19 protein-coding genes are annotated in these 21003 nt (G+C 68.2%); 13 read left to right on the plus strand and 6 right to left on the minus strand.

Annotated features, from left to right (window positions below; translation table 11 throughout):
- Nucleotides 1-32: 32 nt before the first annotated feature.
- Both VXM69_RS26695 and VXM69_RS26700 read right to left on the minus strand, forming a co-directional pair.
- On the minus strand, nucleotides 33-1613 hold the full coding sequence (locus VXM69_RS26695) for a sodium:proton antiporter (protein WP_034186740.1): 1581 nt from the start codon (nucleotides 1611-1613) through the stop codon (nucleotides 33-35).
- Nucleotides 1614-1638: 25 nt separating this feature from the next.
- A complete protein-coding gene (locus VXM69_RS26700) occupies nucleotides 1639-1899 on the minus strand; it encodes a XapX domain-containing protein (RefSeq protein ID WP_034186741.1) in 261 nt (86 codons plus the stop codon).
- Nucleotides 1900-2173: 274 nt separating this feature from the next.
- Here VXM69_RS26700 and VXM69_RS26705 point away from each other — a divergent pair, with 274 nt between their 5' ends.
- Nucleotides 2174-2860, plus strand: coding sequence for a hydrolase (locus VXM69_RS26705; protein ID WP_367189514.1), 687 nt, complete (start codon nucleotides 2174-2176; stop codon nucleotides 2858-2860).
- A gap of 63 nt (nucleotides 2861-2923) precedes the next feature.
- On the opposite strand, the gene VXM69_RS26710 is transcribed toward VXM69_RS26705, so the two are convergent.
- Entirely contained in the window at nucleotides 2924-3847 is a 924-nt protein-coding gene (locus VXM69_RS26710) for a LysR family transcriptional regulator (protein ID WP_034186743.1), read from the minus strand.
- A 99-nt stretch (nucleotides 3848-3946) separates the two neighbouring features.
- Between VXM69_RS26710 and VXM69_RS26715 the strand changes: the two genes are divergently transcribed.
- Genes VXM69_RS26715 through VXM69_RS26740 form a run of 6 tightly spaced genes read left to right on the plus strand, consistent with a single transcriptional unit; the run spans nucleotide 3947 to nucleotide 9599 of the window.
- Nucleotides 3947-4114 (plus strand): DUF1427 family protein, encoded by a 168-nt coding sequence (locus tag VXM69_RS26715; RefSeq protein ID WP_059557006.1) that lies wholly within the window; start codon nucleotides 3947-3949, stop codon nucleotides 4112-4114.
- 18 nt (nucleotides 4115-4132) lie between these two features.
- Nucleotides 4133-6025 (plus strand): amidohydrolase, encoded by a 1893-nt coding sequence (locus tag VXM69_RS26720; protein WP_034186745.1) that lies wholly within the window; start codon nucleotides 4133-4135, stop codon nucleotides 6023-6025.
- Between the two features lies 1 nt (nucleotide 6026).
- Nucleotides 6027-6488, plus strand: a complete 462-nt coding sequence (locus VXM69_RS26725; RefSeq protein WP_069245618.1) for a DoxX family protein — start codon at nucleotides 6027-6029, stop codon at nucleotides 6486-6488.
- A 26-nt stretch (nucleotides 6489-6514) separates the two neighbouring features.
- Nucleotides 6515-7432, plus strand: a complete 918-nt coding sequence (locus tag VXM69_RS26730) for a glyoxalase (protein WP_367189516.1) — start codon at nucleotides 6515-6517, stop codon at nucleotides 7430-7432.
- Nucleotides 7429-8124, plus strand: coding sequence for a YoaK family protein (locus VXM69_RS26735; protein ID WP_175902309.1), 696 nt, complete (start codon nucleotides 7429-7431; stop codon nucleotides 8122-8124). The genes VXM69_RS26730 and VXM69_RS26735 overlap by 4 nt, the downstream gene beginning before the upstream one ends.
- Nucleotides 8121-9599, plus strand: coding sequence for an alginate export family protein (locus tag VXM69_RS26740; protein ID WP_367189517.1), 1479 nt, complete (start codon nucleotides 8121-8123; stop codon nucleotides 9597-9599). Before VXM69_RS26735 ends, VXM69_RS26740 begins: the two co-directional genes overlap by 4 nt.
- Before the next feature lie 96 nt (nucleotides 9600-9695).
- Here VXM69_RS26740 and VXM69_RS26745 read toward each other — a convergent pair whose 3' ends face one another.
- The gene (locus VXM69_RS26745) at nucleotides 9696-11282 is read right to left on the minus strand and encodes an acid phosphatase (protein WP_049035813.1); all 1587 of its coding nucleotides are present in this window, start codon (nucleotides 11280-11282) and stop codon (nucleotides 9696-9698) included.
- A gap of 223 nt (nucleotides 11283-11505) precedes the next feature.
- Here VXM69_RS26745 and VXM69_RS26750 point away from each other — a divergent pair, with 223 nt between their 5' ends.
- The 3 genes from VXM69_RS26750 (at nucleotide 11506) to VXM69_RS26760 (ending at nucleotide 13833) form a co-directional block, all read left to right on the plus strand.
- Nucleotides 11506-12855, plus strand: a complete 1350-nt coding sequence (locus VXM69_RS26750; protein WP_367189518.1) for a cytochrome-c peroxidase — start codon at nucleotides 11506-11508, stop codon at nucleotides 12853-12855.
- A 109-nt stretch (nucleotides 12856-12964) separates the two neighbouring features.
- Complete coding sequence (locus VXM69_RS26755; RefSeq protein ID WP_034191202.1) at nucleotides 12965-13351, plus strand: hypothetical protein; 387 nt, start codon at nucleotides 12965-12967, stop codon at nucleotides 13349-13351.
- An 11-nt stretch (nucleotides 13352-13362) separates the two neighbouring features.
- Nucleotides 13363-13833 (plus strand): NUDIX hydrolase, encoded by a 471-nt coding sequence (locus tag VXM69_RS26760; protein ID WP_367190211.1) that lies wholly within the window; start codon nucleotides 13363-13365, stop codon nucleotides 13831-13833.
- Nucleotides 13834-13960: 127 nt separating this feature from the next.
- Here the strand turns inward: VXM69_RS26760 and VXM69_RS26765 are convergent, their stop codons facing one another.
- Entirely contained in the window at nucleotides 13961-15670 is a 1710-nt protein-coding gene (locus VXM69_RS26765) for a glutamine--tRNA ligase/YqeY domain fusion protein (RefSeq protein ID WP_034191200.1), read from the minus strand.
- A 253-nt stretch (nucleotides 15671-15923) separates the two neighbouring features.
- Here VXM69_RS26765 and VXM69_RS26770 point away from each other — a divergent pair, with 253 nt between their 5' ends.
- Both VXM69_RS26770 and VXM69_RS26775 read left to right on the plus strand, forming a co-directional pair.
- On the plus strand, nucleotides 15924-16133 hold the full coding sequence (locus tag VXM69_RS26770) for an ornithine acetyltransferase (protein ID WP_006497729.1): 210 nt from the start codon (nucleotides 15924-15926) through the stop codon (nucleotides 16131-16133).
- Nucleotides 16134-16290: 157 nt separating this feature from the next.
- Nucleotides 16291-16839 (plus strand): alpha/beta hydrolase, encoded by a 549-nt coding sequence (locus VXM69_RS26775; RefSeq protein ID WP_059556998.1) that lies wholly within the window; start codon nucleotides 16291-16293, stop codon nucleotides 16837-16839.
- Nucleotides 16840-16872: 33 nt separating this feature from the next.
- On the opposite strand, the gene VXM69_RS26780 is transcribed toward VXM69_RS26775, so the two are convergent.
- Nucleotides 16873-18093, minus strand: a complete 1221-nt coding sequence (locus VXM69_RS26780; protein WP_069245622.1) for a CaiB/BaiF CoA-transferase family protein — start codon at nucleotides 18091-18093, stop codon at nucleotides 16873-16875.
- 254 nt (nucleotides 18094-18347) lie between these two features.
- Between VXM69_RS26780 and alaS the strand changes: the two genes are divergently transcribed.
- Nucleotides 18348-20972 (plus strand): alanine--tRNA ligase, encoded by a 2625-nt coding sequence (alaS, locus tag VXM69_RS26785; RefSeq protein WP_034191197.1) that lies wholly within the window; start codon nucleotides 18348-18350, stop codon nucleotides 20970-20972.
- Nucleotides 20973-21003: the final 31 nt, after the last annotated feature.

The raw sequence follows: 21003 nt of genomic DNA on the forward strand, positions 1-21003 counted from the left end.
GGGGGCGGGCCGGCGGCGTGGCCGGCCGGGCGTTACGGTTCGAGCAGCCGCTGCAGCCGCAGTTCCTCGAAATCGAGCTCCGATTCTATGCGGTGCAGCACCGCGTCGTCGACCTTGCCGTCGCGGTGCAGGTCGAGCAGCGCGCCGCGCGACACGCCGACGAGTTCGAGCTCCACGCGCAGCATGCGCGTGCGCACGCCGGCGGGCTCGGCGCCTTGCCGGTGCGCGCGTTCGTTGAACGTGACGCGGTTGCGGTATTCGGCGAGCAGGCGGTCGAGCGACGGACGCTCGAGATCCGACCCGCGCTGCTCGCGTGCGTCGAGCTCGGCGAGCGCCGCGCCGAAGGTATGCGCGCGCACCGCATGCTCGGACATCGTGCGGCGCGCGGCCGGGCGCAGCTTCAGCACGCGGATCAGCGGCGCAAGCGTGCCGCCTTGCACGACGAGCGTCGCGATGATCAGCAGGAACGTGCTGAACAGGATCAGGTCGCGGCCGGGGAAGTTGGCCGGCAGCGCGACCGCGGCCGCGAGACTCACGACGCCGCGCATGCCCGACCAGCCGAGCACGACGGCCTCGCGCCACGACCACGGCGCATGCCCGGCGCGCGGCGCGCGCAGGCGGCCCGGCAGCCACATCGCGGCGAATACCCACACGACGCGCGCGCCGATCGCGGCGGCGGTGGCGGGCAGCGCGACGCGCAGGCCGGCCATCAGCACCGCGCCTTCGTGGTTCACGCGCGCGAGGATCGCGTGCAGCGCGAGACCGATCAGAATGAACACGAGCGCGTCGAGCACGAACACGATCGCTTCCCACGTCGCCTTTGCCTTGATCCGCATGTCGGCGTCGAACACGCGGTGCTGGCGCACGCCGAGCACCAGGCCGCAGGTGACGACCGACAGCACGCCCGAGCCGTCGACGGCTTCCGCGACGCCATAGCTGCCCCACGCCATCGCGAAGGTCACGACGATGCCGAGCATCGGATCGCGCAGGCGCGGCAGCACCCAGCACATCGCATGGCCGCAGGCGAGGCCGACCGCGATGCCGATCAGCGTGAGCGAGAAGAACAGGCCGGTGGCGCTCGCGGCCGTGATCGACACGGCGAGCGCGGCCGAGACGGCCATCTGGTACAGCAGCAGGCCCGACGCGTCGTTGACGAGGCTTTCGCCCTCGAGCACCGCGACGAGCCGCGCGGGCAGCGGGTGGCGCTGCAGGATCGCCTTCGCGGCGACCGCGTCCGGCGGCGACACGATCGCGCCGAGCGTGAAGCACGCGGCCCAGGGCAGATCGGGGTTCGCGGCATGCACGGCGAGTGCGACCGCGACGGTCGTGAACGCCACCGCGCCGAGCGCGAGCGACGCGATCGATGCGAGTTGCTCCCGGAACTCCTTCCACGCGGTGTAGAACCCGCTCGACATCAGCAGCGGCGGCAGGACGGCCGCGAGCAGCAGCGCCGGGTCCATGTCGGGCACGCGCTTACCGGCGATCGCGATCGCGCAGCCGCCGAGCAGCAGCACGACGGCCGGTGGAATCGAGATGCGCTCGGCGAGCCACGTGAGCGCGCCCGCACCGCAGATCAACAACAGCAGGTAATGGAACAGTTCGACGTTGGTCATGCGCGGCCGGCAGGGAAGGGAGTCGTCACGACGGCTTGCGGTCGTTCGTCGTGCCGCCCGGCAGCGCGCCGAACATGTGCTGGCTGCACTGTGCGTCGCGCCATGCGGTGTTCAGCCGATGGCCGGACAGCATCCGGCGCGCGACCGGCAGGATCTGTTCGCCGGCCAGCATGCCGAGCAGGCCGGTGAGCGCGATGATCGGCGGCGCCGGCGAGTTCACGCCGAGTGCGCCGTAGATGACGCCGGCGAGGATGCCGGCGAGCAGTGACAGGAAATACGGTTTCATGGTGGGCATTCCGTGATGGCCGACGAAGGCGCGGCGCGCGTCGTCAAGGTCTTGAAAGCGTATCGGGTTTACATGAAGAAAAAAAGGGCGGGTCGCCCGGATCGGGCATCGATTGCGGAATCGGACCGATTCCATTTCTTGGGTGTTCGCGCCGCGCGTTTGCGGATTAAATGTTCGGGCCGGATGACGATCCGGCACCGACGCATCTCCGGCTCCTCCCGTTTTCACGGCCGAGGCAGGCCTCCCTTTTTTCGTTCACAGGACACCTTGCGCCATGAGCAATCCGAAACTCGAAGTACTGACACCGCAGAACAGCCAGCTGATCTTCATCGACCAGCAGCCGCAGATGGCGTTCGGCGTGCAGTCGATCGATCGCCAGACGCTGAAGAACAACGTCGTCGGGCTCGCGAAGGCCGCGAAGGTCTTTGACATTCCGACCACGATCACGACGGTCGAAAGCGACAGCTTCTCGGGCTACAGCTATCCCGAACTGCTCGACGTGTTCCCGAACCAGAAGACGCTCGAACGCACGTCGATGAACTCGTGGGACGACCAGAAGGTACGCGATGCGCTGGCCGCGAACGGCCGCAAGAAGGTGATCGTCTCGGGCCTGTGGACCGAGGTCTGCAATACGACGTTCGCGCTGTGCGCGATGCTCGAAGGCGACTACGAGATCTACATGGTGGCCGACGCGTCGGGCGGCACGTCGCAGGCCGCGCACGACTTCGCGATGCAGCGGATGGTGCAGGCCGGTGTCGTGCCCGTCACGTGGCAGCAGGTCGTGCTCGAGTGGCAGCGCGACTGGGCGCGCCGCGAGACGTACGACGCGGTGATGGCGCTCGTGAAGGAGCACTCGGGCGCGTACGGGATGGGGGTCGACTACGCCTACACGATGGTCCACAAGGCCGCACAGCGCACCGCGACGCCGCACGAGTCGCTCGCGCCGGTGCCGTCGAAGTAACGGGCTGCCGGATGCGATCGCCGCGGGGAATGCGGCGATCGCCTGTCATCGGCCGCCACGCATTCAGGCCGCCGGCAATGCCCACGGCGCGTGCGAGAAGTGTTCCGCGAGGAAGTCGAGCAGTACCGTCACGCGCGCGGCGCGCAGCATGCCGGGCGGCGTGACGAGGTTCACGTTGATGTCGGCGATCTTCCAGTCGCTCATCACTTCCTCGAGTTCGCCGCGCTGCATCGCCTCCCACACGAGGAACTCGGGCTGCAGCGCCAGGCCGTGACCCGCGACGAGCGCGGGAAGGATCACGTCCGCGTTGTTGGTGCGGATGCGTCCGTGCACGGACACGCCGACTTCCTCGCCCGAGGCCGGGTGACGGAAGCGCCAGTGCTCGGGTGTCGGCAGGTTCGTGTAGGTGAGGCACACGTGCTGGTCGATGTCGCGCGGGTGCGCGGGGCGGCCGCGCCGGTCGAGGTAGGCCGGCGCCGCGACGAGCGGCCGGCGCACCGCGCAGAGGCGGCGCGAGCGCAGCGACGAATCGTTGAGCTCGGCGATGCGGATGGCGACGTCGAAGCCGCCGGACACGATGTCGACGATGTGATCGGTGAGCACGAGGTCGATGTCGACGCGCGGATAGCGCTCGAGAAATGCGGGCAGCACCGGCGACAGGTGGCGCAGCCCGAACGACATCGGCGCATTCACGCGAACGAGGCCGTGCGGTTCGAGCGCCTGCGCGGACGCTTCGTTCTCGATCAGCTCGGCGTCGGCAAGCAGGCGGATCGCGCGGTCGCGCAGCAGTTCGCCGGTCGGCGTGAGCGACAGCTTGCGCGACGTGCGGTACAGCAGCATCGCGCCGAGGCGCTTTTCGAGGCGCGCGATCGCCTTCGACACGGTCGGCTGCGACACGCCGAGCAGGTCGGCGGCTTTCGCGAACGAGCCGGTCTCCGCGACGCGCGCGAAGATGGCCCAGGCTTCGAGATCAGGAAGGTGTTGCATGGTCGGAATGAATGGCAGGGAAGCGAAACGGATGCGATGTGCCGCGAAGGCGGAACGCGCGATGCAGGTGATTCTAATCCGGCCGGGAGAAAAATCGTTATGGAATCTTATCTACTTTCGTTGGGCGCCGGCGTGCTGATCGGCGTCGTATACAGCGTGATCAAGGTGCGCTCGCCGGCACCGCCGCTGATCGCGTTGGTCGGCCTGGGCGGCATGCTGATCGGCGCACAGGCGATCGCGCCGGTTCGTCACTGGCTCGGCTTCTGACCGCATCGAGGACACTTCATGAGCGCAACCGATACTCAACCCGATCTCATCCTGCACAACGGGCGCATCACGACGCTCGATCGTGCGAACCCGGTCGCGACGGCCGTCGCGATCAAGGACGGCCGCTTCGTCGCGGTCGGCGGCAACGCGGACGTCGTGCCGCTCGCGGGTCGCGCGACGAAGGTCGTCGACCTCGACGGCCGCACCGTGCTGCCGGGCCTGATCGACAACCACACGCACGTGATTCGCGGCGGCCTGAACTACAACCTCGAGCTGCGCTGGGACGGCGTGCGTTCGCTCGCCGTCGCGATGGAGATGCTCAAGCGCCAGGTCGCGATCACGCCCGCGCCGCAGTGGGTGCGCGTGGTCGGCGGCTTCACCGAGCATCAGTTCGCGGAGAAGCGCCTGCCGACGATCGACGAACTCAATGCGGTGGCGCCCGATACGCCGGTGTTCATCCTGCACCTGTACGACCGCGCGCTGCTGAACGCGGCTGCATTGCGGGTGGTCGGCTATACGAAGGACACGCCCGAGCCGCCGGGCGGCACGATCCTGCGCGACGACGCGGGCAACCCGACCGGGCTGCTGCTGGCGAACCCGAACGCGACGATCCTCTACGCGACGCTCGCGAAGGGGCCGAAGCTGCCGTTCGACTACCAGTACAACTCGACGCGCCATTTCATGCGCGAGCTGAACCGGCTCGGCGTGACGGGCGTGATCGATGCGGGCGGCGGCTCGCAGAATTATCCCGACGATTACGAAGTGATCCGCAAGCTGCACGACGCGGGCGAGATGACGGTGCGGATCGCCTACAACCTGTTCACGCAGAAGCCGAACGCGGAGAAGGAAGACTTCGTGAACTGGACGAAGAGCGTCACGTATCACGACGGCACCGACTATTTCCGCCACAACGGCGCGGGCGAGATGCTGGTGTTCTCCGCCGCCGATTTCGAGGACTTCCGCGTCGCGCGGCCGGACTTGCCGGCACAGATGGAAGACGATCTCGAAGGCGTCGTGCGCGTGCTCGCGCAGAACCGCTGGCCGTGGCGCATGCATGCGACGTACGATGAAACGATCAGTCGTGCGCTCGACGTGTTCGAGAAGGTGAACCGCGATATTCCGCTCGACGGACTCAATTGGTTCTTCGATCATGCGGAAACCGTCTCCGAACGATCGATGGACCGCATCGCCGCGCTCGGCGGCGGCATCGCGGTGCAGCACCGGATGGCGTACCAGGGCGAATACTTCGTCGAACGCTACGGCGCGCAGGCGGCCGAGGCGACGCCGCCGGTCGCGAAGATGCTCGAGAAAGGGCTCAAGGTGTCGGCCGGCACCGACGCGACGCGCGTCGCGTCGTACAACCCGTGGGTGTCGCTCGCGTGGCTCGTGACGGGCAAGACGGTCGGCGGGTTGCGGATGTATCCTCGGCGCAACCTGCTCGATCGCGAGACCGCGCTGCGCATGTGGACCGAGTACGTGACGTGGTTCTCGAACGAGGAGGGGAAAAAAGGGCGCATCGCGGTCGGGCAACTGGCCGACCTGATGGTCCCGGATCGCGATTTCTTCACCTGCGCGGAGGACGATATCGTGGACACGTCCGCGCTGCTGACGGTGGTGGGCGGCAGGATCGTGTGGGGCGCGGGGCCGTTCGCGTCGCACGATGCGCCGATTCCGCCCGCGATGCCCGACTGGTCGCCGGTGCGCGAGTACGGCGGTTACGGCGGCTGGGGCGCGACACGGCGCGACGGTGCACCGCTGCAGCGTGCGGCGGCAGCGGCCGCCGCGTGCGGCTGTTCGAGCGCGTGCAACGTGCATGGGCATGCGCATGCGGGCGCGTGGGGCCGCGCGTTGCCGACCTCGGATGCAAAGGGCTTCTGGGGCGCGTTCGGCTGTTCGTGCTGGGCGGTCTGACATGGCGATCCCGACCAACCCGGGCCGCGTCGGCAACCCGGCATGGGTCCGTGCGCTGCTGGCGCAGCCGTGGGTCCTGCCGCTCGTGCGTCTGGCGCTGGTGTCCGCGTACCTGATCGGCGGCGTCGCGAAGGCGCTGGACTTCGGCGGCGCGGTCGCGGAGCAGGCGCATTTCGGCCTGCACCCGGCCGCGCTGTGGGCGGCGCTCGCGATCGCGGTCGAGATCGCCGGCTCGCTGTGCGTGGTGTTCAACCGCTTCACTTGGCTCGGTGCCGGCAGCCTCGGTATGCTGACGCTGGTCGCGATGGCGGTGGCGAACGATTTCTGGAACCGCACGGGCGCCGAGCATTTCATGGCACTCAACAGCTTTTTCGAGCATCTCGGACTGATCGCGGCACTCGTGCTCGCGACACTGCTCGCCGATACGAAGCACGCGGCCGGTGACGGCCGCACGACTCGATGACGATGACACAACCAGGAAAACCCTTCATGAAATCCATTCGTTCCGTGTTGCTCGCCGCAATGATCGCGGGCGGTCTCGCCGTCGCGCCGGTCGCATTCGCGAAGACGCCGGTCACGAAGGCTGGCGCGACGCCGGCCGTGGCCGTCGGCCCGCAGTACGACACGACGCACGTGTGCGTGGCGCCCGAGGACTTCGACCGCTTCACCGACAGCTTCGTCGCGACCTTCGGCGGCAAGAAGTCGAAGCAGGGCGTGTTCCAGGTCACGCCCACGCCGAGCCAGACGATGTCGCAGCTCGTGCTCACGCCGGTCGGCACGGTCTCGGTGTTCGGCTTCAAGACGCCGATCCCGTATCCGTTCTGCGCGGAGCGCACCGGTTATCTCGTCACCGATCTCGACGTCGCGATGAAGTCGGCGCGCGCGCACGGCGCGGACGTGGTGGTCGACACGTTCCCCGACCCGATCGGCCGCGACGCGATCATCCGCTGGCCGGGCGGCGTGAACATGCAGCTGTACTGGCATACGGAAGCGCCGCACTACGATGCGCTGGAGACGGTGCCCGAGAACCGCGTGTACGTGTCGCCGGAAAGCGCCGACACGCTCGTGCGCGACTTCGTCGCGTTCTCGCACGGCAAGATCGTGTCCGACGTGCGCCGCGCGCCGGGCATCGAGATCGGCCGGCCGAACGACACGTACCGGCGCATCCGCATCGAATCGGGCTTCGGCAAGATGACGGTGCTCGCCACCGACGGCCATTTGCCCTACCCGTTCGGCCGCGAGATGACCGGCTATGAAGTGCGCGATCTCGCCGCGACGCTGAAGCAGGCGCAGGCCGCGGGCGTGACCGTGCTCGTGCCGGCGTTCGCGTCGGACGGCCGCGATGCGGCGCTCGTGCAGTTCCCGGGCGGCTACGTCGCCGAGATCCACGCGGACGCGGCACGATGAAGCACGAGGATACGATTCTTGCCGCGGTGGCCGGCTTCGTCGACACGCTGAGCTTCGTCGCGTTGTTCGGGCTGTTCACCGCGCACGTGACGGGCAACTTCGTGCTGATCGGCGCGGGCATCGCGGGCTTCGGCCAGGGTGTCGTGCTGAAGCTCAGCGTGTTTCCCGCGTTCGTGTGCGGCGTGATCGCGAGCAGCCTGATCGCACGGTCGATGTCCGCGCGGCCCGCCTGGCAGGGCACGCGTGCGCTGCACGCGGTACAGGCCGTGCTGCTGCTCGGCTTCTGCGCGGCCGGCGTGTGGGCGACGCCCGTCACGCACCCCGACAGCCTGCCGGCGCTCGTGGCCGGCATCGTCGGCACGTTCGCGATGGGCGTGCAGAACGCGCATCCGCGCGTGATTCCGCGCGCCGGCGTGCCGAACACGGTGATGACCGGCAACGTCACGCAGGCGATCCTCGACGTCGTCGATATCCTGTCCGCCGGCACGGCCGACAGCGTGCGCGCGGCCGCCCGCGCGCGCTTCGCGAAGATGCTGCCCGCGATCGTCGCGTTCGCGCTCGGCGCGGCATGCGGTGCGCTCGGATTCCGCTACGTCGGGTTTGCGGCGTTGCTCGTGCCCGTCTGCGCGCTGGCGGTACTCGCGCTGCGCGCGTCGCAAGCGGCGGGCACCGTCAAGCCGGAGCACGCATGAGCCCGCGGCGGGAACGGCATCGTCGCGCGCGCCGCTTCGATCGTGCGGCCCGGGCGTCGGTCGTCGCGGGGCTGCTGTTCGCGGGCGCAGACGCCGCCTGCGCGGAAACGGCAACCGCCGCGACCCCGACGTCGGCCGCCGACGGCACCGCATCGACCTGTACGGCCAAGCGGCCGACCGTGCTGTTCAATCGCTGGCAGGAAGACTGGTCGGTGCTCGCGAATCCGTGCGTGCCGCGCGCGCCGCTCGACGGGTTGAAGTACATCCCGCTCGGCAACGATCCGGCCGCCTATCTGTCGCTCGGCGTGAACCTGCGGGAGCGCCTGGAGACCAACGATGCGCCGCTGTTCGGCATCGGCTCCGCGCAATCGGACACGTACCTGATCCAGCGCGTCGAAGTGCACGCCGATGCGCATCTCGGCCCGCACTGGCAATTCTTCGTGCAGTTGCAGGACGACCGCGCGTTCGGCAAGAACACGATATCGCCGGTCGACAAGAATCCGCTCGATCTCGAACAGGCCTTCGTGACCTACACGGGTGCGCTCGGCGGCGGCACGGTCAAGTTCCGCGTCGGCCGCCAGGAGATGGCGTTCGACCTGCAGCGCTTCATCGCCGCGCGCGACGGCCCGAACGTGCGGCAGGCGTTCGATGCGGTGTGGGCCGACTACGAGTACCGGAAGTGGCGTTTCATCGGGTATGCGACGCAGCCGGTGCAGAACCGCACCGTGTCCGCGTTCGACGACGTGTCGAACCGCGATCTCACCTTCAGCGGCGTGCGCTTCGAGCGGCAGTCGGTCGGGCCCGGCGACCTGTCCGGCTACTGGTCGCGCTACAACCGCAGCAACGCGCGCTTTCTCGATGCGAGCGGCGCCGAGCGGCGCGACGTGTGGGATCTACGGTACACGGGCACGCAGGGCCGCTTCGACTGGGATCTCGAGACGATGCTGCAGACGGGCACGGTCGGCAGCAGTTCGATCCGCGCGTGGGCGGTCGGCTCGATCGCCGGCTACCGGCTCGACGCGCCGTGGTCGCCGCGCGTCGCGCTGCAGGTCGATGCGGCGTCGGGCGACCGGCATCCGCACGACGGCCGCGTCGGCACCTTCAACCCGCTGTTTCCGAACGGCTATTACTTCACGCTGGCGGGATTCACGGGTTACTCGAACCTGATCCACGTGAAGCCGTCCGTGACGTTGAAGCCATCGGCGAACCTGTCGCTGCTCGGCGCGCTCGGTTTCCAGTGGCGCGAGACGACCGGCGATGCGGTCTACCAGCAGGGCAACGCGGTCGTGCCGGGCACGGCAGGCAAGGGCGGGTTGTGGACGGGGATGTACGTGCAGCTGCGTGCGGACTGGACGATCGCCGCGAACCTGATCGGCGCGATCGAGGCCGTGCATTTCCAGGTCGGCGATGCGATCCGGCAGGCGGGCGGGCACAACGCCGACTACGTCGGCGTCGAGCTGAAGTACGGCTGGTAACGCGCGGGTACGCGATGCATGAAAGAAGGGCGGCCGGCAGGCCGCCCTTCGTGCGTTCGGGCCGGCTTCGCCGCCGGCCCGGTCGGTGCGGGCCCGTTACAGGTTCGGCGACAGCGCGAGCGCGTTCGTCAGGTCGCCCATCGGCTGCCCGCCGTTCGCCTTCAGCGCGTCGTCGCGCTGCTGCAGGCCCGCGAGGCGCGGCAGCGAGAAGCGGCGCGTGATGAAGCGCAGGATCGAACCCGTGTCGTACTGCGTGTGGTCGACGAAGCCCTTCTTCGCGTACGGCGACACGATCAGTGCCGGAATGCGCGTACCCGGGCCCCAGCGGTCGGCGCTCGGCGGCGCGGCATGATCCCAGAAGCCGCCGTTTTCGTCGTACGTGACGACGACAACCATGTTCTTCCACTGCGGGCTGGCCTGCAGGTGCGCGATCACGTCGGCGATGTGCTGGTCGCCGGAGGTCACGTCCGTGTAGCCCGGGTGTTCGTTCAGGTTGCCCTGCGGCTTGTAGAACGCGACCTGCGGCAGCGCGCCCGCGTCGATCGCCTTGATGAACTCGGCGCCGTTCGCGCCGCCGTCGAGCAGGTGCTGCGCGCGGCTCGCGGTGCCCGGAGCCTGGTTCGCGAAGTAGTTGAACGGCTGGTGGTGCGGCTGGAAGTTCGGCGTCGACAGATCGGCACCGTAGATCACGTTCGACGTGCCGTTCTGGCTCGCCTGCAGCGCCTGGCCCCATGCGCCGCTGTACCAGGCCCACGACACGCCTGCGTTGGTCATCAGGTCGCCGATATTGGTCGCCGTCTGCGGCGGCATCGTCGACGGATTCGCCGGGTCGGCCAGCAGCGGGTCGCCGCCCGTGGCCGCCTTGTTGCCGCTCGGCTGATACGCCGGCTGCATCGTGTTGATGCCGTAGAAGTCGGGCGTGAGCGCGCCGTCGTTGACGAACTTCGGCGGGCCGCTCAGCGCGGAGGCCGGCGAGTTCGTCGCGACCTTCAGCGACTTGCCGTCGGCATTCAGCACGGCGATCTTGCCGGCCGCGGGGCTCTTGTCGGCGTTCGGGTAGTACGGTGCGCACGCGCAGACCAGGTACTGGTGGTTCAGGAACGAACCGCCGAACGCGCCCATGAAGAAGTTGTCGGCGAGCACGTACTGCTGCGCGATCTTCCACAGCGGCAGCTTCGACGGATCCGCGGTGTAGTGGCCCATCGTCAGGCCGCCCGCGTCGGTCCAGGCGGCGTACATGTCGTTCTTGCCGCCGTTGATCTGCATCTGGTCCTGGTAGAAGCGATGCACGATGTCGCGCGTGGCGATGCTCATCGACTGGTTGAAGCCCTTCGGGTCGTCGATCGCGAACGGCGCGTTCGGCAGGTTCGCCGTCATCGCCTCGGTGACCGCCGGCGTGATGCCGGTCGCGGTCAGGCCGCCCCAGATCTTCGGCAGCGTCGCCATCGTCGAGCCGTCGCGATCCTTCTGCACCGAGTTCGCGGCCGTCGCGTTCTGCAGGCCGTTCGCGCCCGGGAAGTTGCCGTACAGGTTGTCGAAGCTGCGGTTTTCCGCATAGATCACGACGACGTTCTTGACGGCGGACAGGCCTTGCTGCGTGACATCGTCGCCGCCGCAGGCGGTCAGGCTGAGCGCGGCCGCAAGGGCGATCGGCGTGTAGCGAATCCAGGCGTGCTTCTTCATGCGATGTTCTCTCTCATTCGTCGTTGGTCGCGTGTGGGAACCGGGTGGCGGGAGGGCCGACGCACGAACCTCGCGGTACCGCCCGGCAGCGCGCATTATCTGGAACCGATTTGACAGCCGGGTGTAGGCGCGCTTTCAATTGACTGTCGGTGGAACGTCATTGAACGGTCATGGAACTGACATAAGCTCCGGCCGATCGCCCACCGCTACCAGAACAACGACGATGCACACCCTTCTGAAATCCCTCGCGTCCGCGCGATCGCTGATCTCCGCCGCGGCCGCGCTGGCACTCGCGGGCGGACTCGCGGCGCTCGCCGGTTGCGATGCGCGGCCCGGCACGACCGCGTCGGCCGCGTCCGTCGTACCGGCGGCTCAGGCCGCGTCGGCCGGCCCGGCGGTCGCGCCAGCCAGCCAGCCGCAGACGCGCGCGCAGGTGTTCGAGGGCGTGAAGCAGATGACGGCACTCGGCAAGCAGCTGTTCTTCGATCCGTCGCTGTCCGGGTCCGGCAAGCTCGCCTGTGCGTCGTGCCATAGCGCCGAGCATGCGTTCGGGCCGCCGAACGCGTTGTCGGTGCAGCTCGGCGGCGACGACATGCACCGTAGCGGTTTTCGCGCGGTGCCGTCGCTGAAGTACCTGCGCGGCATTCCTCCGTTCAGCGAGCACTTTCACGATTCGCCGGACGAAGGCGATGAAAGCATCGACGCGGGTCCGACCGGCGGCCTGACCTGGGACGGCCGTGTCGACACGCGCGACGCGCAGGCGCGCATTCCGCTCACGTCGCCGTTCGAGATGAGCAGCTCGCCCGCACGGGTGGCGAAGGCGGTTCGCGCCGCGCCGTATGCCGACGCGTTCCGCAAGGCGTTCGGCGATCAGGTCCTCGGCGACGATCGGGCAACGTTCGATGCCGTGCTGCGCGCGCTCGACGCATTCCAGCAGCAGCCGGCGCTGTTCGATCCGTACACGAGCAAGTACGACGCGTATCTGGCCGGCCGCGCGCGGCTCACGCCTGCCGAGCTGCACGGCCTGCAGCTGTTCAACGACGAGAAGAAGGGCAACTGCGCGAGTTGCCACATCAGCCAGCGCACGCTCGAAGGCGGCCCGCCGCAGTTCAGCGATTTCGGGCTGATCGCGATCGCGGTGCCGCGCAACCGCGCGCTGCCCGTCAACCGCGACCCGCGCTTTTACGATTTCGGCGCGTGCGGTCCCGAGCGCACCGACCTGAAGGGCCGCGACGAATTCTGCGGGCTGTTCCGCACGCCGTCGCTGCGCAACGTCGCGCTGCGCAAGACGTTCTTCCACAACGGCGTGTATCACACGCTCGAGGACGTGATGCGCTTCTACGTCGAGCGCGACATCCATCCGGAGAAGTTCTACCCGGTCGTGCACGGCAAGGTGCAGATCTACGACGACCTGCCGAAGCGCTACTGGCCGAACATCAACCGCGAGCCGCCGTTCGACCGCAAGCGCGGCGAGCAGCCGGCGCTGAACGCGGCCGAGATCAAGGACGTGATCGCGTTCCTCGGCACGCTGACTGACGGATATCAGCAAACGGCCGCGCCGGCCGGGCCCTAGAAGGCGCTGCCGCCGGCACGCATGCTATGCTCGCTCGCTGACGGGCGCGCTGCGGGCCGGTTCGCCGGCCCGCAGCGCGCCGTTCGATCGAACATCCAAGGAGAAAAACATGTCGATGCGCGCATCCCTTTCCGTCGTCACGCGTGTGCTGGCCGGCGCCGCGTGCGCAGCCGCGATGCTGCCCGCCCATGCGCAGAACAACCTGAGCTTCCTGAACGACACGCCGATCAGCTATTTCAGCAACGCCGACCGCGCGTCGCTCTCGAAGGCCGTCGTGCAGGCGCGCGACGAAGGCAAGGACGGCGAAACCACGACGTGGCAGAGCAGCGGCCGCGGCACGCAGATCGACGCGAAGCTCACGCCGACCACGACCGAGACGGACGGCAAGACCTGCCGCGAAATCACCACCGACATCACCGCGAAGGGCCAGACGATGACGCTCAAGCCCGTCTACTGCAAGACGGCCACGGGCAAGTGGCAGCTGCAGAAGCGCTGAGCACACGCGCGATGAAGCGGGGCGCCGCGCCGCGCACGGTGTCGTGCGGCGTCGTGATTCTCGATGCGGCCGGCCGCGTGTTCCTCGCGCACGCGACGGATACCACGCACTGGGATATCCCGAAGGGGCAGGGCGAGCCCGGCGAGACGCCGGCCGACGCCGCGCTGCGCGAGCTGCTCGAGGAAACCGGCATCGAGCTCGCGCCGGCGCGGCTGCTCGATCTCGGCCGGTTTTCCTATCGTCACGACAAGGATCTGCACCTGTTCGCGGTGCGGGTGGCCGCAGGCGAGATCGATCCCGCGCACTGCACGTGCACGTCGCTGTTCCCGAGCCGTCGCGACGGCTCGATGATTCCCGAGATGGATGCGTACCGCTGGACCGCGCCGGGCGACGTCGACGCATATGCGAGCCGCAGCCTCGCGCGGCTGTTTCGCACGAAGCTGTCGCTGGCGGACCTGCATCGGCGGTTGGCGGGCGCATGAGCGTGTGCGGCGGCTCCCGCCGCGGCGGGCCGTTTCGATGCGCGCAAAAAAACCGGCGCTTGGGCCGGTTTTTTTATGGGTGACGCGAGGGCGGCGCCCGAAGCCGCCGCGCGCGCCGAGCAGGCCGTCAGGCCGGCTTGCCCCAGCTGTCGCGCAGCCCGACGATCCGGTTGAACACCGGCTTGCCCGGTTTCGAATCGACACGGTCGGCAACGAAGTAGCCGTGACGCTCGAACTGCAGGCGCGTTTCCGGCGCGATGTCGCCGTTACCGGGCTCCAGATAAGCCTGCACGATCTTCTTCGAATCGGGGTTCAGCGCCTCGAGGAAGTTCGCGCCGCCCGCGTCCGGATGCGGCTCCTTGAACAGGCGGTCGTAGATCCGCACTTCGGCCGGCTGCGCATGCTTCGCGCTGACCCAGTGGATGTTGCCCTTGACCTTGTACGTGTTCGCGCCTTCGGTGCCCGACTTGCTGTCCGGGAAGTAGTTGCAGTGCACGGCCGTCACGTTGCCGTCGGCGTCCTTGTCGAAGCCCGTGCATTCGATCACGTAGCCGTAGCGCAGGCGCACCTTGTTGCCCGGGAACAGGCGGAAATAGCCCTTCGGCGGGTTCTCGACGAAATCCTCGCGCTCGATCCACAGCTCGCGCGAGATCGGGAACGTGCGCACGCCGCGGTCCGGGTGGTGCGGATGCACGGGCGCCGTGCACGCTTCCTCGAGGTCTTCCGGATAGTTGTCGATCACGAGCTTCAGCGGATCGAGCACCGCGACCGTACGCGCGGCCTTGTCGTCGAGGTCGTCGCGCAGCGCGCCCTCGAAGATGCTCATGTCGATCCACGAATCGATCTTCGTCACGCCGATCCGCTCGCAGAACAGGTGGATGCTCTCCGGCGTGAAGCCGCGACGGCGCACGCCGACGATCGTCGGCATCCGCGGGTCGTCCCAGCCGTCGACGTGGCCTTCGGTGACGAGCTGCAGCAGCTTGCGCTTGCTGGTGATCGCGTACGTGAGGTTCAGGCGCGAGAATTCGATCTGTTGCGGCAGCGGACGCGTGAACACGCCGGCTTCCGCGAGTTCGTTCAGCACCCAGTCGTACAGCGGGCGGTGATCCTCGAATTCGAGCGTGCACAGCGAATGCGTGATGCCTTCGAGCGCATCCGAGATGCAGTGCGTGTAGTCGTACATCGGATACACGCACCAGGCGTCGCCGGTGCGGTAGTGGTGCGCGTAGCGGATCCGGTAGATCACCGGATCGCGCATGTTCATGTTCGGCGAAGCCATGTCGATCTTCGCGCGCAGCACGTGCTCGCCTTCCTTGAACTCGCCGGCCTTCATGCGGCGGAACAGGTCGAGGTTTTCCTCCGGCGTGCGGTCGCGGAACGGCGACGGCTTGCCGCCTTCCGTCAGCGAGCCGCGGTTCGCGCGCATTTCGTCGGCGCTCTGGCTGTCGACATACGCCTTGCCGCGCTTGATCAGCAGCTCGGCGAACTCGTACAGCTTGTCGTAGTAGTCGCTCGCGAAATACTGATGATCGACCGCGTCCTTGCGCCAGTCGAAACCGAGCCAGCGCACCGCGTCGACGATCGAATCGACGTACTCGACGCTTTCCTTTTCCGGGTTCGTGTCGTCGAAGCGCAGGTGGCACACGCCGCCGTAGTCGCGCGCGACGCTGAAGTTCAGGCAGATGCTCTTCGCATGGCCGATGTGCAGATAGCCGTTCGGCTCGGGCGGGAAGCGCGTCTCGACGCGTCCGCCCCATTTGCCGGTGCGGTTGTCGTCGTCGATGATGTTACGGATGAAATTGGAAGCCGCGGGGGCGTCGTTGCGTTCGGTGCTCATGCGGTTGGCGTCAGGTTGTGTCGGCGCGTCGCGCCGGTTTAATCCTGTAATTCTACCTGACCGGGGTCCGTCCCGCGCGGGTCGCGGGTCCGGTACCCTGCGTGCGCGATGCGCGCCGCAATATATCGAGTGTGTGTCGGCTGTAACACGACGTAAATCGGATTGCCCGCGCCGTTCGGGTTTTCCTATGATGGCTTTACCGATTCAACGCCGCCACTCGTATTTTTTGCCTGGCGGGAGGAAGCCAATAACCATGATGAAGAAGACCACTTTTCTCGTTCGTACCGCGGTGATCGTCGCGGCCCTGTCGCAACTCGGCGCATGTGCGATGACGCATACGCAGCGTAATGCCGGGATCGGCGCGGCCGCGGGCGGCGCACTCGGCTACCTGATCACGGGCGGCCCGGTCGGCACGGTCGCCGGTGCGGCGGCAGGCGGCCTGGTCGGCGCCGGCGTCCGCTGAACGCAGGACGGCCGTGACGTCGACCTGAATCGACGTCGCGGCCCGCTCGCTCCTCACGCACATCCTCCGGTTTTTTGACAGGCAGCATCAGGGAGAGGAGGGTGTGCGACACTTCGTCGATGCCACCACACGATTCCATTCGTCGACGAACCCTGCCATGAGCGACCCCTTCGTTTTCGTCTTGCCGGGCTACGGCAATTCCGGCCCGCTTCACTGGCAGAGCCGCTGGGAGCGTGCCGATGCGCGCTTTTCGCGTGTCGCGATGCCCGACTGGGACCGCGCGTTCCGCAACGGCTGGTGTCTCGCGCTCGACCGCGCGGTCCAAGCCGCGCGCGGGCCCGTGGTGATCGCCGCCCACAGCCTCGGCACGCTGACCGCCGCGTGGTGGGCGACGCGCTATGCGCGTCCGGCCGCGCTCGCGAAAGTGCGCGGCGCGCTGCTGGTCGCGTTGCCCGATCCCGCCGGACCGGCGTTTCCGGCCGACGCGCACGGCTTCGGCCCGGTGCCGCGCGAGCGGCTGCCGTTTCCGACCTGCGTCGTCGCGAGCAGCGACGATCCGTACGGGTCGCTCGCGTTCGCGCGCGGCTGCGCGCACGCGTGGGGCAGCGAATTCCGTGACATCGGCCCGCGCGGCCACCTCAACGCGGACAGCGGGCTCGGCGACTGGCCGGCCGCCCGCGGCTGGCTCGACGCGCTCGCGCGGTAGGCGGGCGAGCCGCCGCCGCGCGAGCCCGGCGCGTCAGATCGCCTGCTTCGCCTTCAACGCGGCGATCCGCGCGTCGTCGTAGCCGAGCATCTCGCGCAGCACGTCGTCGGTCTGCGCGCCGAGCAGCGGCGGGGCCGTGCGCGCGTCGGGCGGCGTCGCGCTCATCCGGATCGGGTTGCGCACGAGCTTCACGTCCGCGCCGCACGGGTGCGGCAGCGATACCTGCATCCCGCGCGCGACCACCTGCTCGTTGTCGAACACCTCGTCGAGATCGTTGATCGGGCCGCACGGCACGCCGGCCGCTTCGAGCACGGCGATCCAGTCGGCCTTGCCGCGCGCCTTCACCATCTCCGCGAGGATCGGCACCAGCGTGTCGCGGTGGCGCACGCGCGACGGGTTCGTCGCGAAGCGCTCGTCGTCGGCCAGCTCGGACCGGCCGCCGGCCTCGACGAATTTGCGGAACTGCCCGTCGTTGCCGACCGCGACGATGATCCAGCCGTCGCGCGTCTGGAACGTCTGGTACGGCACGATGTTCGGATGCGCGTTGCCCCAGCGCACCGGCGGCTTGCCGCTCGCGAGGAAGTTGGTGTTCATGTTCGCGAGCAGCGCGACCTGCACGTCGAGCAGCGCCATGTCGATGTACTGGCCTTCGCCGGTGCGGTCGCGGTGCGCGAGCGCGGCGAGCACCGCAATCGTCGAATAAAGGCCCGTCGCGAGATCGGCGATCGCGACGCCGGCCTTTTGCGGGCCGCCGCCCGGCTCGCCGTCGCGCTCGCCGGTGATGCTCATGAAGCCGCCGATCCCCTGCACGATGAAGTCGTAGCCCGCGCGGTGCGCGTACGGGCCCGTCTGGCCGAAGCCGGTGACCGAGCAGTAGACGAGATCGGGCTTCACCGCGCGCAGCGACGCGTAATCGAGCCCGTATTTCTTCAACTGGCCGACCTTGTAGTTCTCGAGCACGACGTCGCTTTGCGCGGCGAGCTCGCGCACGATCTGCTGGCCTTCGGGCGTCGCGATGTCGATCGTCACCGAGCGCTTGTTGCGGTTCGCCGCGAGGTAGTACGCGGCCTCGGCGGTATCCGCGCCGTCCGCGTCCTTCAGGTACGGCGGCCCCCAGTGGCGCGTGTCGTCGCCGGCGCCCGGGCGCTCGACCTTGATCACGTCCGCGCCGAAATCGGCAAGGGTCTGCGCGCACCACGGGCCCGCGAGCACGCGGGTGAGGTCCAGCACGCGGATATGGCTCAGGGCACCCATCGTCGAATCGTCTCCTTTCATGGCTGGCCTGCCTTGTCGGGCAAGGCCGATTGGCATGCCGAGCATCTTAAGGCGAATCGGCCGCGCGGGTGGCCCAGCCGGGCCGTCCGGATGGCCGAGCCGCTTTGCCGGCGCTTTGCCCGGAAGCCGGCCCCGATCCCGTATAATCGATCGTTTCCGAATCCATGCCGTCGCGCGCCCGTCAAGGGCGCCGGCGTTTTGAAGCCGTCTTTGCCAGACTGTCCCCGCACGCCATGAAAGCTGCCGAAATCCGCGAGAAATTCCTCAAATTCTTCGAATCGAAGGGCCATACGATCGTCCGCTCGTCGAGCCTCGTGCCCGGTAACGACCCCACGCTGATGTTCACGAACTCGGGCATGGTCCAGTTCAAGGACGTCTTCCTCGGCACGGACCCGCGCCCGTACTCGCGCGCCACGACGGCGCAGCGCAGCGTGCGCGCGGGCGGCAAGCACAACGACCTCGAGAACGTCGGCTACACGGCGCGCCACCACACGTTCTTCGAGATGCTCGGCAACTTCTCGTTCGGCGACTACTTCAAGCACGACGCGATCAAGTTCGCGTGGGAGCTGCTGACCACGGTCTACCAGCTGCCGAAGGACAAGCTGTGGGTCACCGTCTACCAGGAAGACGACGAGGCGTACGACATCTGGGCGAAGGAAGTCGGCGTGCCGACCGAGCGCATCATCCGCATCGGCGACAACAAGGGCGCGCGCTACGCGTCGGACAACTTCTGGACGATGGGCGACACCGGCCCGTGCGGCCCGTGCACCGAAATCTTCTACGACCACGGCCCGGACGTGTGGGGCGGCCCGCCGGGGTCGCCCGAAGAAGACGGCGACCGCTACATCGAGATCTGGAACCTCGTGTTCATGCAGTTCAACCGCGACGCGCAGGGCAACATGACGCGCCTGCCGAAGCAGTCGGTCGACACCGGCATGGGCCTCGAGCGTCTCGCCGCCGTGCTGCAGCACGTGCACAGCAACTACGAGATCGACCTGTTCCAGAACCTGATCAAGGCCGCCGCGCGCGTGACCGAGATCAGCGACCTCACGAACAACTCGCTGAAGGTGATCGCCGATCACATCCGCGCATGCTCGTTCCTGATCGTCGACGGCGTGATCCCCGGCAACGAAGGCCGCGGCTACGTGCTGCGCCGGATCGTGCGCCGCGCGATCCGCCACGGCTACAAGCTCGGCCGCAAGGGCTCGTTCTTCCACAAGCTGGTGGCCGACCTCGTCGCCGAGATGGGCGTCGCGTATCCGGAGCTGAAGGAAGCCGAGCAGCGCGTGACCGACGTGCTGCGCCAGGAAGAAGAGCGCTTCTTCGAGACCATCGAGCACGGCATGTCGATCCTCGAGGCGGCGCTGGCCGACGTCGAGGCGAAGGGCGGCAAGGTGCTCGACGGCGAACTCGCGTTCAAGCTGCACGACACCTACGGCTTCCCGCTCGACCTCACGGCCGACGTGTGCCGCGAGCGCGGGATGACGGTCGACGAGCCGGCATTCGACGACGCGATGGCGCGCCAGCGCGAACAGGCGCGCGCGGCTGGCAAGTTCAAGGCCGCGCAGGGCCTCGAATACTCGGGCGCGAAAACCACGTTCCACGGCTACGAGGACATCGCGTTCGACGACGCGAAGGTCGTCGCGCTGTACGTCGACGGTTCGGCCGTCAACGAAGTGAAGGCCGGCCAGGATGCGGTCGTCGTGCTCGACCACACGCCGTTCTACGCGGAATCGGGCGGCCAGGTCGGCGACCAGGGCGTGCTCGCGAACGCCGCGACGCGCTTCGCGGTGGCCGACACGCTGAAGGTGCAGGCCGACGTGATCGGCCATCACGGCACGCTGGAGCAGGGCACGCTGAAGGTCGGCGACGTGCTGCGCGCGGAAATCGACGCGCATCGCCGTGCCCGCACGCAGCGCAACCACTCGGCCACCCACCTGATGCACAAGGCGCTGCGCGAAGTGCTCGGCGCGCACGTGCAGCAGAAGGGTTCGCTGGTCGACGCGGAAAAGACCCGCTTCGACTTCGCGCACAACGCGCCGATGACCGACGACGAAATCCGTCGCGTCGAGCAGATCGTCAACAACGAGATCCTGGCCAACGCGCCGGGCATCGTGCGCGTGATGCCGTACGACGAAGCGGTGAAGGGCGGCGCGATGGCGCTGTTCGGCGAGAAGTACGGCGATGAAGTGCGCGTGCTCGATCTCGGCTTCTCGCGCGAACTCTGCGGCGGCACGCACGTGCACCGCACCGGCGACATCGGGCTCTTCAAGATCGTCGTCGAAGGCGGCGTCGCGGCCGGCATCCGCCGCGTCGAGGCAATCACCGGCGACAACGCGGTGCGCTACGTGCAGGAGCTCGACGCGCGCGTGAACGAAGCGGCGGCCGCGCTGAAGGCGCAGCCGTCGGAACTCACGCAGCGCATCGCGCAGGTGCAGGACCAGGTGAAGTCGCTCGAGAAGGAGCTGGGCGCGCTGAAGTCGAAGCTCGCATCGAGCCAGGGCGACGAGCTCGCACAGCAGGCCGTCGAAGTCGGCGGCGTGTACGTGCTGGCCGCGACGCTCGACGGCGCCGACGCGAAGACGCTGCGCGAAACGGTCGACAAGCTGAAGGACAAGCTGAAGAGCGCGGCGATCGTGCTGGCGGCCGTCGAAGGCGGCAAGGTCAGCCTGATCGCGGGCGTCACGCCGGACGCGAGCAAGAAGGTCAAGGCCGGCGAACTCGTGAACTTCGTCGCGCAGCAGGTCGGGGGCAAGGGCGGCGGCCGTCCGGACATGGCGCAGGCGGGCGGCACCGAGCCGGCGAACCTGCCGGGCGCGCTGGCCGGCGTGAAGGGCTGGGTCGAAGAGCGGCTCTGATCGTCATGCGACCGGTGCGATGCCGTTGCGC

The organism is Burkholderia sp. Ed8, from assembly GCF_040761425.1.
Taxonomy (GTDB): domain Bacteria; phylum Pseudomonadota; class Gammaproteobacteria; order Burkholderiales; family Burkholderiaceae; genus Burkholderia; species Burkholderia seminalis.